This is a genomic window from Planktothrix sp. PCC 11201 (genome assembly GCF_900009135.1).
Taxonomy (GTDB): Bacteria; Cyanobacteriota; Cyanobacteriia; order Cyanobacteriales; family Microcoleaceae; genus Planktothrix.
In genome coordinates this window covers 125,070-143,132 of record NZ_LT797697.1, presented here as the reverse complement: position 1 = coordinate 143,132, position 18,063 = coordinate 125,070, and the positions used below count along the sequence as shown (strand labels likewise).

The window sequence follows — 18,063 nt, the reverse complement described above, 5'->3', positions numbered from 1 at the left end:
AGGACTTACGCAAATTTGGGGATGTAACCCTAGATGTAGGGGTAATTCATGAATTACCCCTACTATTGATAGCGGTGATGCGTAAGTCCTGATAAATTTATTGGTTGTTACCCATCCTACGAAAGTCTAACCTATATAACTTAATACCCCTACTCAACTCTATCGTTGAATCAATTCTTTCCCTCAATATACTTCTCCCACATTTGTTTATAAGCATTTTCCATTTCACGAGTAAATTGTTTCCCATTCCACAACGGAGCCGTTTGTCTATTTGTTCTTAATTTCCAAGCAATTTGTTGGCGTAAATTTTCATCTGTTCCTAACTTAATTCCCCATTCCACATATTCCTCATCTGTCCAAGCAATTCCCTCTGTAATTCCGGCATTGATCATCATGGTGTAACTATTTCGAGCCGCAAATTGTTCACCCACCCGTGTTACAATTGGAATCCCCATCCACAGTGTTTCCATCGTAGTTGTTGCGCCATTATAAGGATAGGTATCTAATACGACATCAGCAATACCAAGGTTAGCTCTGTGAATTTCCTCCGAAGCAGTTAAAGGTAAAAACTTTAATCGTTCACATTCTATTCCTTCAGATTGTGCAATCTCAAAAAAGAAGTTTTCCAGAGATTTTTGATCAGATAAGCCCTTCACTAAAAGATAGCTATTGGGTACAGCTTTGAGAATTTTTAATTGTAACCTTACGATATCTGGATGACATTTGTAGGCTCTTTGGGCTGTCAAATAAATAACAGCTTCATTGGGAATCCCTAACTCATCTCGACGCAGAGTTGGTATACCTACTTCAAAACCATCTACTGCAATATAAGTTTGAGGTAAACGCCAAATTTTCTCGGAGTAATAAGCTTGAGCATCCTCTGGAAGCACATAAGGATCAGCGATATAATAATCAATCATCGGGATATTACTCGCATCCCAACCCAGCCAGGTCACTTGAACAGGCGCGGGTTTAATCGCCATAATGTCAGCAGTATTTGTGAGTGTAATGCTATCCAAATCTACTAAAATATCAATCTCATCTTCATAAATTTTTTCAGCCGCTTCTGTTCCACTTAATCCTAATAAATGACCTTTATCGACATGATCAAAGTACCAATTTTTCAAAGGATCATTGGTTTTTACTGTACTCATGAAGTAACCATAAATTTCAAAGCGATTATGGTCATGATGCTGGAATATCCATCGCGCTAACCAGCCGACAGAATGAGTTCGTAAACAATGAGAAACATATCCTATCTTTAAACGTTTATTAGTACGGTCTTCAACTTTAATTAGGGGTGATTTCCACTTCCTAAATTTTTCTACTTCTTCATGAGCGTAGGATTCAATATTGAACTGGGCTATCTGAGCGAGTTGACGACGAATTGCTAAATTTTTATGAGGATTATCTTGAAAATACACGAAGAAAAAGCTGGATGCAAACAAGCGCACGGTACTTCCAGAATCGAGATATCGCGGTTGTTCCTCAAATAAAGTTTGCAGCATTGAGTAATGTTCATTAAGGGCAACAGTAAACTCATGCCAATATCCTCCAGCACTCATCAAACTTCGCATTAGTATATAGTTAGCATAGATTTTGTCGATTAAATTATTGGCAACAGATAAAGAATTTCTAGCGATTTCTATGCCCTTATTAAATTCTGAGACATCTTGATACAGTGCTGATAAATTGATTAATAGCTCATAATTTTGGGGTTCAAGACGTAAACATAAATCTGTATATTTTATTGCTAAATAATGGCGAGAAAATATGTAGGCAGTTTTATAAATAAACTCAATGAAAGTGACTATAAATGATAATGTATCCTTTACATAGGGTAAACACGCTTCTGTGAACTCTAAAGTAGATGGATAAAAGGGAGCATAATCTAAAACATTTTTTAAAACTTCTAGTAAAAGGTTGGAATCTAATCCAATGTCTTTTTCTGAATTGAGGGAATCTATAACACCCCACTCTTTTAGTTCTTCTCCTGTATAGGTTTTAATAATTGTTGATAATCCGATTAAATGTAATAAATTATTGATATCTTCCGTGTTGATTTCTCGAATATGCTGACGAATAACCCAAGCATTGGTATGATTTTCTAATTCTAACTGATGGTCAGCTTCAGTTTGCAAAACTTGGAGCAGTTCCACTGTCCATTGCTCAATTTCTTCTGGCTCTCCTTCGGCCATTGCACATAACCAAGTCGTTTGTGCTTCTGTTTCTTGACTTTGTAGCAAGAGTGCTAAACCCAAGTACCAATAGTAGGCTTTACACTCCGGTTGGGCTTCAATGGCTTGTTCATAGAGTTGAGTAACTACTGCATAATTTCCTTTTTGCCAAGCCTCATCAGCTTGCTGTTGCCCATCAAAAGATAGAGTTAAAGATTGTTCTAATATCATGATTTAAAAAATCACAGTTACTTAATCATTACTAAGTGAATAGCCCCACCTAATCATCAGATTTGACTAGGCAGGGTTAAACCGTTTCTTCTATTCAGAGAGTCAACGAATGGTCTAGTTAGAATTATTTAGTGACTGCACTCATACCAGCACCACAAGTAGGCTCAGCTGTACCATCGATGGTTGGAACAACGGGAGCGGTAGCAACGGCTCCTTCACACAGGAGAGTCTGGGTTGTTTTGTCAGTAGCCGCAGCACCTACTAATCCAACTCCTGAAGCATAAGGCTTGAGACCGGTTGCTGGAGCAGCTGTAGCAGTAGCACCAACTAATGCAACAAGTCCTGCTCCATAAGTGTAGTTATTCGTTTCGGTTTTGATCCCAATTCCTAACTCACTAATAGTGGCACCAAATTTAGTATTTTCTACGTAATAGGCTTGTTGACCTTTATTGATAGAAGCTAGGTATTGTTTGGCTTCAGACTGTTTGGCTTTGTTAGCTTGGCTGAGGAAAGAAGGTAGGGCGATCGCAGCCAGAATACCAATAATGATAATAACGACTAACAGTTCAATTAAGGTGAAACCTTCTTCTTTTTTTCTATTAGAAACGTATTGCAGGAATTTCGCTTTAAATTCAGTCTTCATAGTCTTTTCTCCGTTTGGGGGGATGTTTAACTTTTTATCTGGTAGTTCTAACTTACCCACCGCTCTAAAGTTTCATATCACCCCAACCAAAATTTTTTTCAATTTGATCCTGAACGTTGCAAAAGCACATATAGAAAGGCATCCAGGGTTATCAGTAATTCCTTGACTTGCTCAAAGACAATTGGAGGAGTGATTGGTTCTAGGGTAACCGGATCTACAGGCTGGATCTTTTGCCAACGTTCTACCAGGGATATCATCGGCTGTTCCGTCTCCCACAGGGGCAGCAAACAGGCAGCACGAAGACTTTCAAGGGTAATGGGTACAGTAGTTGGTAACTTAACATATTGACTGATTTCAAAAGGCTTTTGAGTCTTGACACATTCAATTAAGTCCTCTTTAGCTTTGGCTGTTTTCAGTTGGGGATGGAGATAGACTTGGACTGTTTGCCAGTCTGTATCTGTCCAGTTACTAACGGGAATCATAGATTCATTCATCATCGGATGACCACACCAAAAATCGATCAGGCGATGCACGGGATGCAATAGTTCATATAAATGTAAGCGATCTTCTACCGATAGTTCTGGTAAACTCATCCCTAAAAATACAGGTAAATTCTCAGCATCCTTAAATAAATCGGTAACTTCCCAGTTTCGCCAGTTAACCATACTTATTAACTCTAAGTCCGAGGTTCTTAAAGCTGCAAAAAGTTCAGGAATGGTGTAACCTTTGTCTCCTTGAAACAGATAATTCATTAATACCCATTCTTTATCTTTTATTTTTTCAGGCTTATAGGTCTGTAATTTCAATAAAACTTGATCTTTCAATGCCTCCATGATTTCCCCAGTTAACTCAATTTCTAAATCCGTTGGGTTATCGTCCATTAATCCCATCATTTTGAATAGAGATTGCGCTCTAAAATAATTAACACGCTGAAATCTACTATGAAGATTGCTTCTAATTATTCCTTCTGGTTTCAAAACTGACTTCATCGCCTTCAGGGGTACTGTAATATCAGGGAACAGATACAAGGAGTCATCATTATTAATATAATCAAACTCATACCCAAGTTGTGGCAAGTCTTCTATCGGTAAAACATAAAATTCGGCATTGTCAAATCCATGAAATTTTAAACGCTGACGAGCCAGTTCAATCGATTGTTCAGAAATATCAATTCCTACAATTTTAGCTCCCGGATTGGCTTCTGCTAATACTAAAGATTTATATCCCGTGCCACATCCTGCATCTAAAATCATTTTACCTTCTGTATTGATAACCTTCTGATATTTTAGATAATAACAAGTTACTAAATTATGGATAAATAGCAATTCATAATCATTTTTTGGGGATTGTTCTAAGGGAATTCTAGGATAGGGTGCTGAGTCAAACTGTTGACGGATTTTTTCTAATAATTCGGGGTCTTGATTTTGCATTGGTATTTCTCAAGTAAACTATTAAATAATCATTTAAGCTCTAATTCGAGGGAACTTATTGACTTCCCAATTTGGGAAAAGGAAACGGCGCTTTCGTAGGAGCGGGTTCGAGTCCATCTCAAATACCCACAAACAATCTACCAAAACCCGCCCTGATCTCATCCCTAAATTCACGATTAATGGAAATTAATGCTGGGGTGGGGCGGGTTTTTAACGGTGATCTGTGAGCCTCAAAAATTGTTGCCGAACCCGCCCCTACAAATCGCTTGCGATCGCACCCTCTCTATTTATACAATGCCATCTATGGATAACAAAATCACATTTCTACTCAAAGTTCTACTCTTGTCCCTGGGACTATCGGTTTTGATTAAGTTCCTCGGCCCGTTGCTGGCAATTCCCACATCCTCAACCATTGCCCTAGTCGCCGTTTGCTTACCTTCGGTGATTCTAGCCTTATTATTCAGTTGGCGGCTTAGACAATATCCTCAACAGCCGGAATAGTTGGGCAAAAAATAGCCGATTGGGAGTGTCGCCCAGCCAGGTTTAATTGCGATAAACTATTAACAATAGAGAAGATTGATCAAAGGGCTATTATTTTTTGATCAGTGTAAAACATTACCACAGGAGTCAAGCCAACCCATGACACAAACGACTCAAGCCCCAACCCAAGGGGTTCAGATGACCGAATCAGCCATCAAACAAGTCCAATTTCTGCGGGAAAAGCAAGGAAAAGATCTGTGTCTGCGCGTCGGAGTCCGCCAGGGCGGTTGTTCTGGAATGTCCTATTTAATGGATTTTGCTGACCCTAGTACCATTCGAGAGGATGATGACGTGTTTGATTATGAGGGGTTTAAGGTCGTTTGCGATCGCAAAAGCCTACTCTACATTTACGGCTTAGTCCTCGATTATACGGATGCCCTAATTGGTGGCGGGTTTCAGTTTACCAATCCCCAAGCCACTCAAACCTGCGGTTGTGGTAAGTCCTTTGCCACCTAGGACTTGAGAAACAGGGTTTTTAGCATAGAAGAAAGGGAACAGGGAAATCTCCCCTTAAAACCTTGTGCCTTGTGCCATCTGGTTTTGGATGTTTTTTATGCAGTTTGATGCAGCAAACCCGGGGCAGCAAAATCTTTTCCCCCAGTGTTGCCTGTTCCGGTGTTCCCTGCTGTATAATTGAAGATTGGCAATTTGCCATGGGTATAGATTTTGCGCTAAATAGCTCAGTCTATAGCCTATTGCCGTGTTTTAAATCTATAACAACTCATGACGACTCCAGAAGAATTATTTAAGGAAGGTTTTGAACGGTATCAAGCGGGGGAAGACCCGGAAACCTTGATTCCAGTGTTTAAGGATATTTGTGATCACGCCCCAAAAAATAGTAATGCTTGGACAAGTTTAGCTTGGTTATATCTATTAGTAGATAAACCGAAATTAGCCTATAACGCGGCAAAATCAGCCGTTAAACTCAATCCCCATGATCCCCAAGCGCGAGTGAATTTAGCCACGGCGATGTTGGAATTAGGGAAAACGGGGGTACGTTCCCACGTTGAACTCGCTAGTCAATTAGTATTAGTGGATACAGACTGGCAACAGGAATTAGCAAAGAATTTTGAAGATGGATTAACTCGCAAACCCGACTGGAAATCCTTAGCCCGAGTCAAACAATGGTTATTTGAAAGTTAGGGAACTTTTACCTAATTTTGCTGCTCTAATGAGCATAATTAGGTAAAAGTTCACAACAACTGAATGGATAATTTAATTCTTTAAACTGCTGTAAATCCACTAAAAACGGCTGAAAATGACTGAAAATCTATAAACTCCTAAAAAGTATTAAGAAAGCGCAACAAAAAATTACATAAGTTAACTAACAAAGACAAAAAATAGTGATACTATTTGGAAACTTCAGTCATTAACAATCAAAATCAGCCAGTCAAAAAACTTTTTGATAATAAATAAGGAGATGGGATCACTATGGATAGCCAAGTTTATGTCAAAGCCGAAACCCGTAACCACAAAGGCTTTTTTGTGAAACAAGGAGCCTATAAGTTAAGAAATATTGATGAATCGGGTTGGGCATTGATCTGTGTTGATGACACCGTTTGTTATTACGTTGATCCCGATAATTTAGATACAGAAGATTCGGAGGAAACAGTCGAAGCGTGATGCAATTTGTCTTGAACAATCTTAGGATAAAAACTTTATACAAAAAAGTAAAAATACCTAATGAAAATGGCTGTCCCCAATTATTGGGACAGCTATTTTTTTATTGACATCACTTTTTAATTATTTCTGTTCCCAATTCGTAATTCCCAATTCCCCACTATTAACGCTGATTCCGCAAACGGGGATTGAGAAAATCGTTTAATCCTTCTCCTAAGAGAGATAAACCAACGACCATGATGGTTAATGCTAAACCAGGGAATAAAGTTGTCCACCAAATTCCGGTGGGTAATGCTTCTAAGGCAATTCTTAAATCATGTCCCCATTCGGGAATTTCATCGGGTAAACCTAGGCCTAAAAATCCTAATCCCCCTAGGGTTAAAATGGCATCCGCCGCATTCAATGTAAATAATACCGGAACACTTTGGATCACATTTAAAAACAAATAACGGGTTAAAATTCTCCACGTACTTGCCCCTAAAGCTTGGGCGGCTTCAATAAATAATTCCGTTTTAACCGAAGTAGTATGATTGCGAACCACGCGATAATATTGAGGAATATAGGCTACACTCAGGGCGAGAGCCGCATTCAAAACCCCTTTTCCCACCACAAACGCTAAAGTAATCGAAAGTAATAATCCGGGTAACGTATAAATCGTATCCATTAAAAATAATAAAACCCGATCTATTTTCCCCCCTAAATATCCACTCACCATTCCCAATGGGACGCCGATTCCGACACTCAAAAGCGTTGCCAATAAGACGACTTGCCAAGCTACTTGAGTCCCAAATAATGTCCGAGAAAAGACATCATATCCTAAACGACTTGTTCCCAACCAATGTTGAAAAGATGGCGGTTGATGGATGGGGTTAGAAAGAAATTCCGTCGGACTTTGTATCCATCCCCAAGTCAAAAATAAAGGTGATAATACTGCTATTAATAGAAATAAAATTGTAATGACTAATCCACAAAAGGTCATAGCCGTTGATACCGAAGGAACCTGAAATCCCCTGAAAAGACGAAAAGATTGAACACGCATTGAATTTTTGAATATTGTATTTGAGATTAGAGCAATCTGGCCCGTTTGTCAAAAAAGTTTTTGTAGTTAAGAGTAGCTCCCCCAACCTACCCACCTCCCCCTACCCCCTAATTTCTGTAACGGTTCTTTACGACTGCTATAGACAAGGGCAACATCAGTGTTACGATGCCCTAAAAACATAATTTGAGTGATATTCCTATGGCAGAAGCACTGACTGGAACACCACCAAAGTTTGGTGGCAGCACTGGTGGCTTATTAACAAAAGCCCTGGTTGAAGAAAAATACGCGATCACCTGGACTAGCAGCAAAGAACAGGTGTTTGAAATGCCCACAGGTGGCGCAGCAATTATGAACCAAGGGGAAAACCTGCTGTATTTAGCCCGCAAGGAACAGTGTCTAGCTTTAGGCGCTCAACTGCGGTCAAAATTCAAACCCAAAATCGACAACTATAAAATCTATCGGGTTTTCCCCAACGGCGAAACTGAATACCTGCATCCCAAAGATGGCGTTTTCCCTGAAAAAGTCAACGAAGGACGCGAAGCTGTCAACACCGTTAGTCACAATATTGGTAGCAATGTTGATCCAGTTAAAGTCAAATTCACAGGTAAAAGCACCTCTGACGTTTAGACCGATCAGGTGCAATTAACCAGGGCAATGCCCTAAACATATTAGGATGGAGGATAGTTTATTCTTACCTTCATCCTTTATTTTTTATTGTTCGCCATTAGTCGCTATGATTTTTCCAGATTTCTCCCAATTTGCTCAACTGGCTTCCACAGGAAATTTTATTCCGGTCTATCAAGAATGGGTGGCTGATTTAGATACTCCGGTTTCGGCTTGGTATCGGGTTTGTGCCAATCAACCCTATAATTTTCTCTTGGAATCGGTTGAAGGCGGAGAAACCATCGGGCGTTATAGTTTTTTGGGGTGTGATCCGGTTTGGATTTTAGAAGCTCATGGCGACCACACGGTACAAAAATGGCGAGATGGAACAATTCAAGAATTTACAGGCGATCCCTTCCAAGCCCTACAAGACTGTTTACAACCCTATCATCCGGTAAAATTGCCCCAGTTACCCGCCGGAATTGGGGGATTATTTGGGTTTTGGGGTTATGAATTAATTCAGTGGATCGAGTCCCGCGTCCCGGTATATTCCCCCAATTCCGATGATTTACCCGATGGGTTATGGATGCAGGTTGATAATTTATTAATCTTTGATCAGGTTAAACGTAAAATTTGGGCGATCGCCTATGCCGATACTCGGAATACCGATTTAGAAACGGCCTATCAACAGGCGAGCGATCGGGTTAAACAATTAGTAGCTAAATTACAATCCCCATTATCCCCCCAAAATACCCTTTTAGAATGGACTCCCCCCGATCAACAACCGCCTTTAAATTATATTAGTAATGTTTCCCAGGAGCAATTTTGTGCCAATGTAGAAAAAGGCAAACAATATATTAAAGCCGGGGATATCTTTCAAGTGGTTTTATCCCAAAGATTAACGGCTGAATATTCCGGCGATCCCTTTTCCCTTTATCGTTCTTTAAGGTTAATTAATCCATCTCCTTATATGGCTTATTTTAACTTTGGAAACTGGCAATTAATCGGTTCTAGTCCCGAAGTTATGGTGAAAGCGGACAAAAACCCAGAAGGAAAATTGATCACCACCGTCCGTCCCATTGCGGGTACTCGCCGCCGTGGTCAAAGCCATCAAGAAGATCAGGCGTTAGGGGAAGATTTATTAAAAGACCCTAAAGAAGTCGCGGAACACATTATGTTAGTCGATTTGGGACGGAATGATTTGGGTCGGGTTTGTCGGATGGGAACAGTTAAAGTTGATGAATTAATGGTAATTGAACGCTATTCCCATGTGATGCACATTGTGAGTAATGTGATTGGAGAATTAGCAGAAAATAAAACCGCTTGGGATCTTTTAAAAGCCTGTTTTCCCGCCGGGACTGTGAGCGGCGCGCCGAAAATTCGGGCGATGGAAATTATCCATGAATTAGAAGGTTGTCGTCGCGGCCCCTATTCCGGGGTTTATGGTTACTATGATTTTGAAGGACAACTCAATACTGCTATTACCATCCGCACGATGATTGTTCAAAACCAGGGTCAAGGGGAACATCGAGTTAGTGTGCAAGCGGGGGCGGGGGTGGTAGCTGACTCCCAACCCGAAAAAGAATATGAGGAAACCCTGAATAAAGCCCGGGGGTTATTAGAAGCCATTCGCTGTTTGAAAGGGTGATATAGCGCTACTCATTAAGGTTGCAACATTTTATCGTAGGGGTTGGGTCTTCCAACCCTCTTGGCGCCTGGGTTGTCTGGACTTTAAAGTGGGCGAGAAGACCTCGCCCCTACAAACCCCTTTTAATGGGTGAATAAAGGTCATCTTTAGATGTCGTAGAGACGTGCCATGGCACGTCTCTACAGTGTGAATAGCCTCCCTACCTGCCAACACCTGCTAAACTGAGGTAGAAATTTTATGGTTTTGGATTATGTCTTCCACCACAACTCCCCTACCCCCAACTTTAGAACGGATTGTACAGCGTTTTAAACGGGCTTCTTCTAATAAATTACGTTATGAACAGTTAATTACCATTGCCCAAAAACTTCCTACCTTTCCAGAAGATCAGAAAATTCCTGATAATAAAGTTCCGGGTTGTGTGTCACAGGTTTATGTGATTGCTAACTTAGATGAACAGGGAAAAGTTCAGTTTCAGGGAGAATCTGATTCTCAATTAACTAAAGGATTAGTGGCTTTTTTGATTATGGGAATGAATGGAATGACTCCCACAGAAGTTGTTCAACTTGACCCGAGCTTTATTCAAGAAACTGGGTTACAAGCGAGTTTAACCCCTTCTCGCGCTAACGGTTTTTATAATATTTTCCAAACCTTCAAGAAAAAAGCTCAAAACTGTGACCCTAACCTTGATGCTGAAGTTTAAGGAATTAATGGATTAAAAATATAAACTGACTATGAATCAAGACTATTTGTGGATAGAAGCATTAAAATTTAATGCTCAAGGATTAATTCCAGCGATCGCTCAAGACGCAGAAGATGGTACGGTTTTAATGATGGCTTGGATGAATAAAGAATCTATTCAAAAAACCTTAGAAACCCAAGAAGTTCACTATTGGAGTCGTTCTCGTTCTGAATTATGGCACAAGGGAGCCACATCAGGACATATTCAAAAACTTAAATCATTATATTATGATTGTGATGCCGATACTCTATTATTAAAAATAGAACAAATTGGCGATATCGCTTGTCATACCGGGGCGAGAAGTTGTTTTTTTCAGGAAGTTAAAATTAATTGTTGACTGTTGACTGTTGAATGTTATCAGTTTAGAGATTAGAGATACACGAATAACTTTTTAACCGATATAGGCACGTTTATAGGAGTTAAGTGTAGACCCAATCTTCTTTCTATTCCCCATTCCCCATTCCCCATTCCCTATTCCTTGTTCCCTATAAAAAACATGGCTATCAAAATTTATAATACTCAAACTCGTCAAAAAGAAGATTTTCAACCCCTAGAAGCAGGACAGGTTAAAATGTATTGCTGCGGGGTGACGGTTTATGATTATTGCCATTTAGGTCATGCGAGATCCTATCTGGCTTGGGATATTGTGAGGCGCTATTTAGAATATAGTGGCTATAGGGTTAATTATATTCAGAATTTTACCGATATTGACGATAAGATTCTTAACCGGGCGAAATTAGAAAGCACCACAATGGATGTGGTTTCTAATAAATATATTCAAGCCTATTTTGAAGACATCCGGCGCTTGAATATTAGGGATGCAAATGCCTATCCCCGGGTGACGGAACATCTTCCCCAAATTATTCAATTAATTCAAGAATTAGAAGATCAAGGGATTGCCTATGCCGTGGATGGGGATGTTTACTATAGTGTAAAAGATTTTGCCGATTATGGCAAATTATCCGGCCGTCAACAGGAACAATTACAAGCGGGTGCGAGTGGTCGAATTTCCTCCTCCGACACTGATACAATTAAGAAGAAAGATCCCTCGGATTTTGCCCTCTGGAAAGCTGCAAAACTAGGGGAGCCAGCATGGGATTCACCTTGGGGAAAAGGTCGCCCTGGATGGCATATTGAGTGTTCAGCGATGGTGCGATCGCTATTAGGAAATACGATTGATATTCACGGCGGGGGCGGGGATTTGGTTTTCCCCCACCATGAGAATGAAATTGCTCAATCTGAAGCCGCAACCCATCAACCTTTAGCCCATTATTGGATGCACAATGGCATGGTTAGGGTGAGTGGGGAAAAGATGTCTAAATCCTTGGGAAATTTTACCACAATTCGCGGTTTGTTGGATAGTCCTTTGGATGCGATGGTGATTCGTTTATTCATTTTACAAGCCCATTATCGCAAACCCTTAGATTTTACCGATGAAGCGATCGCTTCGGCTGAAAATGGATGGAATACCTTAAAAGAGGGGTTATTATTTGGTAGCGAATACGGCGAGGAATTAGGCTTTAAACCCAATGAAAAAGCCCTAATTGATGTTGATGCTATTGGTCGGTTTAAAGAGGCAATGGATGATGATTTTAATACCCCGGAAGGGCTGGTGATTTTGTTTGAGTTGGCTAAGGAATTAAGACGCGATCGCAATATCCTAATTCATGGAGGCGATATTAATACCTCGACCGAACACTTACAGAAAACCTGGCAAACTTTAATAGAATTAGCCACGGTTTTTGGATTAGAAGCAAAACCGGAGGAAAGTCAGGAGTTAGGGTTAAGTGATAGTGAAATTGAAATATTAGTGCAGCAACGTTTAGAGGCAAAAAAAGCTAAAAATTTTGCAGAAAGCGATCGCATTCGAGATCAGTTAAAAGGGTTAGGAATTACCCTAATTGATCAACCTGGAAATCAAACGATTTGGCATCGTTAATTTGAGTTACTTTATCTAACTCGTTTGTGTTAAAATATAGCCAAAGGAGATTATTGTGTTAAAAAGTTATGAAGCAATTTATGAAAACGGTCAGGTGAAATGGCTATCAGAACAACCTCAAGTGAGTTCAGCGCGTATTGTTGTGACCGTCTTAGAAGAAACGAAAATACCCCCAAAGCGTCGGATTCCTTCGGCTTTGATAGCTGGTAAAGCCAAAACTTTAGGAGATATTATTAGCCCTATTATCCATGAACAGGATTGGGAATGTCTGAAATAGTTGTTCTCGATACTCACATCTTGAGCAATATCTTTATTTCTGGAAACTAAAAACAAAGGTAAAAAAGATTGAAAACCACTTGAAGTCAAATTAAACTGTACTCTCAATAAATTGGATAATTCTTAATTTCTCACACCTGACTTAACCCAATTTTTGAGAGTAACAGCCTATTTTCTATTCCCTCCGGGATCACATTTTGCTAATAATTCGTTGGACGATTTCAACCCCAGTGACAGCTTGCCAAGCAAACAGTCCCAGGATGATCGTATTCAGGGTAATATGACTATATCTAGCCCAATTAACTCCTTTTTGCATATAGGGAGTTAGGGAGGCAGAAATCGCAATCATTCCGGTCATTCCCAGTCCCGCTAATAAGTGGGGGCCAACAAACAGTTTCCCGTTGTTAATATAAGTCACACCCATGCCGCCAATACTTCCCAACACCATCAAAGCCAGCAAAACTGAACCTATTTGGTGATGTTTAATATTGAATTTTCCCTTAATTAACTCTTTTTTGGTGTCTCCGTCCGCTTCCCGGGTACGACGAATTTGTACCCCCAAATACATCGCATAAACAGATAATCCTAACAAAATCCACATCAACACCGGATGAAAGAAATTCAGCCAAGGTTTAATCGAGACTAGAATCGGCGAATCCATAATGTTCTCTCAGCAAGCCAAAAAACTTAATAAAACTTAGCATACACCAGTTGACAATCGCCCGTCATCTATTCGCCCTATTACTTGATTTTTCGTGATTTGCGGTGTAAAAATGGACAATCCGCGTCGAGGTTGTAATATTTCAGGGTAGGGGTTGGGTCTCCCAACCCTCTTGGCACTTAGCTGTTATCCTAGTTGAACCCTTAATCAAGTTTAGTCATGAAACCCTTTAAACTTCATGCCCCCTTTCAACCCTTGGGAGACCAGCCCCAGGCGATCGCCCAACTTACCGATAATATTCAAAATGGGCAACCCTTCAGCACCCTATTGGGGGCAACGGGAACTGGAAAAACCTTTACCATCGCCTCGGTAATTGAAAAAATCGGACGTCCGACTCTGGTGTTAGCCCATAACAAAACCCTCGCCGCCCAATTATGTAACGAATTTCGGTCATTTTTTCCCGAGAATGCGGTGGAATATTTTATTAGTTATTACGACTATTATCAGCCGGAAGCCTATCTTCCGGTGACAGATACTTATATTGAAAAAACCTCATCAATTAATGATGAAATTGATATGCTCCGCCATTCCGCCACTCGCTCTTTATTTGAACGGCGAGATGTGATTGTGGTCGCTTCTATTAGTTGTATTTACGGGTTGGGAATGCCCGCCGAATATTTAAAAGCTGCTATTTCTTTACAGGTGGGAGAAGAAGTTGATCAACGGGAATTGTTACGCGAATTAGTCTCGGTACAATATACCCGCAATGATGCCGATTTAACTAGGGGAAGGTTTCGGGTGAAAGGAGATGTTTTAGAAATTGGCCCCGCCTATGAAGATCGAATCATTAGAGTAGAATTTTTTGGGGATGAAATTGAAGCGATTCGTTATACAGATCCGGTAACTGGAGAAGTATTGCAAAGTTTAGACTGTTTAAATATCTATCCCGCCCGACATTTTGTGACCCCAGAAGACCGCCTAGAAATAGCTTGTGATGATATAGAACAGGAATTAAAACAACAGGTAACAGCCCTAGAAAGTCAAGGTAAACTCTTAGAAGCACAACGGTTATCCCAACGCACCCGTTATGATTTGGAAATGTTGCGGGAGGTGGGATATTGTAATGGGGTAGAAAATTATTCCCGTCAGTTAGCCCGAAGACAGGCGGGAGAACCTCCAGAATGTTTAATTAATTATTTTCCCAATGATTGGTTATTAATTGTGGATGAATCCCATGTCAGTGTACCTCAAATTCGGGGAATGTATAATGGCGATCAAGCCAGAAAAAAAGTCTTAATTGATCATGGATTTCGTTTACCTAGTGCGGCGGATAATCGTCCGTTGAAATCGGAGGAATTTTGGCAAACAGTGAATCAATGTATTTTTGTTTCAGCAACACCGGGAGATTGGGAAATTGAACAATCTCAAGGTCAAGTGGTGGAACAAATTATCCGTCCGACGGGAGTAATTGACCCAGAAGTTTTTGTCCGTCCCACTTCAGGACAGGTGGATGATTTATATGGGGAAATTCAAGAAAGAGTTGCTAGGGATGAGCGGGTTTTAATTACGACCTTAACTAAACGGATGGCGGAAGATTTGACGGAATATTTGCAAGAAAGGGGAGTTAATGTTAGATATTTGCATTCGGAAATCCAGTCAATTCAACGGATAGAAATTATTCAAGGATTACAAAATCGGGAGTTTGATGTGTTAATTGGGGTGAATTTATTGCGGGAAGGGTTGGATTTACCCCAGGTGTCTTTAGTGGCGATTTTAGATGCGGATAAGGAGGGGTTTTTGCGATCGCATCGCTCACTCATTCAAACTATCGGACGGGCGGCGCGCAATATCAGGGGACAGGCGATTTTATATGGGGATAATTTAACCCAAAGTATGATTAAGGCAATTGAGGAAACTAACCGACGACGGGAGATTCAACATAAATATAATCAAAAACATGGAATTATTCCCCAACAAATTATTAAAAAATATAGTAATTCTATTTTGGAATTTTTGGATGTATCTCGACGGTTAAATGCTCAAACTACTGCGAAACAGATAGAAACCTTTGAGGAATTTCCCTTAGAAAGTATTCCCGATTTAATTATCCAATTAGAAACTCAAATGAAGACGGCAGCTAAAAAGTTAGAATTTGAAGAAGCAGCTAAGTTGCGAGATCGAATTAAACAGTTACGCGATAAGTTGCTTGGACATTAGGGTTTTAAAAAACCACAAAGACACGAAGAAAGAGAAGGATAAACTCCGTTTTTGAGTCTACTACATAAAATGGGTTTTTTGTCAAGATGCCCATTTTCAGCTTGCGGTTTTTAGCCTAAAATTGGTGCATCATCTCTCCCTAATTCTGTCAGGAAATCAAGATATTTGACGATGGAATCATGGTTTTAGCCTCTGTTTTGGAGATTAGACACAGTAAACCCTTGAGAGGTATTTCCCTAACTATACCAGAACCCCCATGATTCCGTCAACTATTTGAGAGTTATTTTCAATAAAATTTCAAGATTTCCTGACAATCCTTTAAAAAACAAAACATTTTTGAGAAAAACATTAGTAAAACTTATCATAAACCCCGTTGTTGCGCTTAAGCGCAATCTTTTCTAATTCCCCTTCCCCCAAGCTATTCCCCCAGGTAATTGCATTAATGCTTGATTAACAATATTTGGTAATTCCTTTTTAGAAAAACGATAGGTTAAATCAATTAAACTATCACCCACTAAAATTACAGCCTCCCTATCGACCATTTCCGATAATTGGAAGGGGGTATAATCTCCCTGGAAAACCTCTACAGAAGCATCACTAATTGCTGATTCTAAAGCATCTTCCATCAAAGATTGCCATTCATTTTGCTTGATATAAGTAGATGTTCTATTGTCTTGCAAATTCAATCTTTTAATTTCTACTAAAGCTCCGCGAATAGATGCCGCCCAAGAATTTGTTAAGCGCTGTTCTAATTGATTTTTAACTAAATGAATCAACATTCTGACTAACTGTGATTCAATGGCATCAATTTTAGCCTGTCTACTCATGCCATCCAATTGTTCAATGAGGGTTAACGCATCCTGATATCGTCCTTCTAAAAGACTTGCTTTTAAATCTGCTAATTCCTGAATCATCAGCTTTTCCTCCCCTTAATTTGGTGTTGGTGTTGGTGTTGGTGTTGGATTAGGATTGGGATTGGGATTAGGATTATTTAATACTTCATTAGCCGAAATTCCTTCACCTTGAAATCCAAAATACCAAAGGGTAGCGGCGGCTTGTGCGCGAGTAACAGGTTTTTTAGGTTGGAATAAAGTGGTATACCCAAAAACTCGACGAATATTAGAATTATCCGCATTATTATAGTCTTCTAAAATAGCAGGTAAAGCTCCCGGATCAATTTTAGAGGTATCTTTAAAACTCCATCTTTCTTTAACTGCATCAATATTGGCTTTCGGTAGGGAATGTCGAGTATCTAAGGGAACTTTCCAGGCAATTAAATCCTCCCGAGTTAAAGGGGAATCGGGACGAAATTTTGTCACCGTATTATCTCCTGATAACGGACTTGAAATTAAACCAGCTTCTGCTAATCCTTGAATTTCAGCAAAATTCGGATGGGTTTTTGGAACATCTGTAAAAATGGGTTGACTATTCCCCGCAGCCAAACGAATTTGTTTGGCTGGGTTCTCGGCATATAATTTATTATTGACTTCAACTAGCCAACGGGCATATTGACTGCGAGTAATCGTACCATTCGGGTTGGGTAAAATTCCGGCTTCTTGGGAATTGGGGGCTTTAAAAATACCCAATTTTGCGATATCAGAAACAAAGGAAGTTAACTCTTTAGAAACAGAATTATTTTCTGATGTTTCGGGATTAGGAGTGATCGTGGGTGTAGGTGTGGGAGAAGCGATCGCCGTAACAGGAATGGGTTGATAACGAATTTGAAAATAGGTTTTTCCGTCTGCTTTAGGATTAGATTGTTGAGCAATAGTAACTTTTAAATTATCTTTCTCCGCATTCAGATTATCGCTATTTTCATTATCTAAATTATCTATAATTTCCCATTTTTTTGCCACTAATTCTTTTTTATAGAAACTCTGAACAGCATTACTCGGATCAGGGGTTTCCCAGAGGGTAATTACAGCCGTTTTATCCGTTGTGGAAGGCATAACCTCTCGTAAAGTGGCATTAGGATAGGGCAGAATTTCTGCGGGAAAATCAGCCGGAAGTTCCACCACAGGAATTGCAGGTTCAGGGGTTTTAGTGGGTGTGATAATCGGTTCAGGCGAGGGATAATTAGTTTCTAACTGCGGATCAGCTTTTAGAGAATTTTCTATCGCTTTCCCCGTGGGACTATTGGCACAGGAGGATAGGAAAGTGATTAAAGTAACGGTTAAACCCGTCAATAAAAGAAGGTGTTTCATTAATATGGGGAATAGGGATCACGGATTTAAGAGGATTTCAAGGATTTCGCGGATTTTAATCTGTGTTAATCTGCGTCATCCTATTAAATCCTTGAT

General features: G+C 39.9%; 18 protein-coding genes. 11 read left to right on the top strand and 7 right to left on the bottom strand.

Translation table 11 applies throughout. The features are described 5' to 3' along the window. Positions 1-170: 170 nt before the first annotated feature. The 3 genes from PL11201_RS08630 to PL11201_RS08620 form a co-directional block, all read right to left on the bottom strand. Complete coding sequence (locus PL11201_RS08630) at positions 171-2,408, bottom strand: O-linked N-acetylglucosamine transferase, SPINDLY family protein (RefSeq protein ID WP_079678182.1); 2,238 nt, start codon at positions 2,406-2,408, stop codon at positions 171-173. A gap of 124 nt (positions 2,409-2,532) precedes the next feature. Continuing rightward, entirely contained in the window at positions 2,533-3,051 is a 519-nt protein-coding gene (locus tag PL11201_RS08625) for a type IV pilin-like G/H family protein (RefSeq protein WP_079678181.1), read from the bottom strand. Positions 3,052-3,149: 98 nt separating this feature from the next. Next, positions 3,150-4,481: a class I SAM-dependent methyltransferase gene (locus PL11201_RS08620; RefSeq protein ID WP_079678180.1), complete on the bottom strand. Its 1,332-nt coding sequence runs from the start codon at positions 4,479-4,481 to the stop codon at positions 3,150-3,152. Between the two features lie 303 nt (positions 4,482-4,784). Between PL11201_RS08620 and PL11201_RS08615 the strand changes: the two genes are divergently transcribed. The 4 genes from PL11201_RS08615 (at position 4,785) to PL11201_RS08600 (ending at position 6,644) form a co-directional block, all read left to right on the top strand. Next, positions 4,785-4,982: a hypothetical protein gene (locus tag PL11201_RS08615; RefSeq protein ID WP_079678193.1), complete on the top strand. Its 198-nt coding sequence runs from the start codon at positions 4,785-4,787 to the stop codon at positions 4,980-4,982. 138 nt (positions 4,983-5,120) lie between these two features. Next, entirely contained in the window at positions 5,121-5,477 is a 357-nt protein-coding gene (locus PL11201_RS08610; RefSeq protein ID WP_026788329.1) for a HesB/IscA family protein, read from the top strand. A gap of 267 nt (positions 5,478-5,744) precedes the next feature. After that, complete coding sequence (locus PL11201_RS08605; RefSeq protein ID WP_079678179.1) at positions 5,745-6,164, top strand: tetratricopeptide repeat protein; 420 nt, start codon at positions 5,745-5,747, stop codon at positions 6,162-6,164. A gap of 288 nt (positions 6,165-6,452) precedes the next feature. After that, positions 6,453-6,644: a hypothetical protein gene (locus tag PL11201_RS08600; protein ID WP_079678178.1), complete on the top strand. Its 192-nt coding sequence runs from the start codon at positions 6,453-6,455 to the stop codon at positions 6,642-6,644. 160 nt (positions 6,645-6,804) lie between these two features. Here the strand turns inward: PL11201_RS08600 and PL11201_RS08595 are convergent, their stop codons facing one another. Then, positions 6,805-7,680: an ABC transporter permease gene (locus PL11201_RS08595; protein WP_079678177.1), complete on the bottom strand. Its 876-nt coding sequence runs from the start codon at positions 7,678-7,680 to the stop codon at positions 6,805-6,807. Positions 7,681-7,878: 198 nt separating this feature from the next. On the opposite strand from PL11201_RS08595, the gene PL11201_RS08590 reads away from it, so the two are divergent. The 6 genes from PL11201_RS08590 to PL11201_RS08565 all read left to right on the top strand — a co-directional run bounded on the left by PL11201_RS08590 (position 7,879) and on the right by PL11201_RS08565 (position 12,886). Continuing rightward, positions 7,879-8,307 carry a photosystem I reaction center subunit II PsaD gene (locus tag PL11201_RS08590; protein WP_079678176.1) on the top strand — a complete coding sequence of 143 codons (429 nt, stop codon included), beginning with the start codon at positions 7,879-7,881 and terminating at the stop codon, positions 8,305-8,307. A 106-nt stretch (positions 8,308-8,413) separates the two neighbouring features. Continuing rightward, positions 8,414-9,931 (top strand): anthranilate synthase component I, encoded by a 1,518-nt coding sequence (trpE, locus tag PL11201_RS08585; RefSeq protein WP_079678192.1) that lies wholly within the window; start codon positions 8,414-8,416, stop codon positions 9,929-9,931. A 250-nt stretch (positions 9,932-10,181) separates the two neighbouring features. After that, positions 10,182-10,631 (top strand): SufE family protein, encoded by a 450-nt coding sequence (locus tag PL11201_RS08580; protein ID WP_079678175.1) that lies wholly within the window; start codon positions 10,182-10,184, stop codon positions 10,629-10,631. Between the two features lie 31 nt (positions 10,632-10,662). Beyond that, complete coding sequence (hisI, locus tag PL11201_RS08575; RefSeq protein ID WP_079678174.1) at positions 10,663-11,007, top strand: phosphoribosyl-AMP cyclohydrolase; 345 nt, start codon at positions 10,663-10,665, stop codon at positions 11,005-11,007. Positions 11,008-11,166: 159 nt separating this feature from the next. Then, positions 11,167-12,609 (top strand): cysteine--tRNA ligase, encoded by a 1,443-nt coding sequence (gene cysS, locus PL11201_RS08570; RefSeq protein ID WP_079678173.1) that lies wholly within the window; start codon positions 11,167-11,169, stop codon positions 12,607-12,609. Positions 12,610-12,664: 55 nt separating this feature from the next. Further along, positions 12,665-12,886, top strand: coding sequence for a hypothetical protein (locus PL11201_RS08565; protein ID WP_079678172.1), 222 nt, complete (start codon positions 12,665-12,667; stop codon positions 12,884-12,886). Positions 12,887-13,075: 189 nt separating this feature from the next. Here the strand turns inward: PL11201_RS08565 and PL11201_RS08560 are convergent, their stop codons facing one another. Beyond that, complete coding sequence (locus PL11201_RS08560; protein ID WP_079678171.1) at positions 13,076-13,546, bottom strand: DUF4079 domain-containing protein; 471 nt, start codon at positions 13,544-13,546, stop codon at positions 13,076-13,078. 219 nt (positions 13,547-13,765) lie between these two features. Between PL11201_RS08560 and uvrB the strand changes: the two genes are divergently transcribed. Further along, the gene (gene uvrB / locus PL11201_RS08555) at positions 13,766-15,763 is read left to right on the top strand and encodes an excinuclease ABC subunit UvrB (RefSeq protein WP_079678170.1); all 1,998 of its coding nucleotides are present in this window, start codon (positions 13,766-13,768) and stop codon (positions 15,761-15,763) included. Between the two features lie 398 nt (positions 15,764-16,161). Here uvrB and PL11201_RS08550 read toward each other — a convergent pair whose 3' ends face one another. Both PL11201_RS08550 and PL11201_RS08545 read right to left on the bottom strand, forming a co-directional pair. Beyond that, positions 16,162-16,677 (bottom strand): DUF29 family protein, encoded by a 516-nt coding sequence (locus tag PL11201_RS08550; RefSeq protein ID WP_079678169.1) that lies wholly within the window; start codon positions 16,675-16,677, stop codon positions 16,162-16,164. A 15-nt stretch (positions 16,678-16,692) separates the two neighbouring features. Beyond that, entirely contained in the window at positions 16,693-17,967 is a 1,275-nt protein-coding gene (locus PL11201_RS08545) for an S-layer homology domain-containing protein (protein ID WP_079678168.1), read from the bottom strand. Between the last annotated feature and the right edge of the window lie 96 nt (positions 17,968-18,063).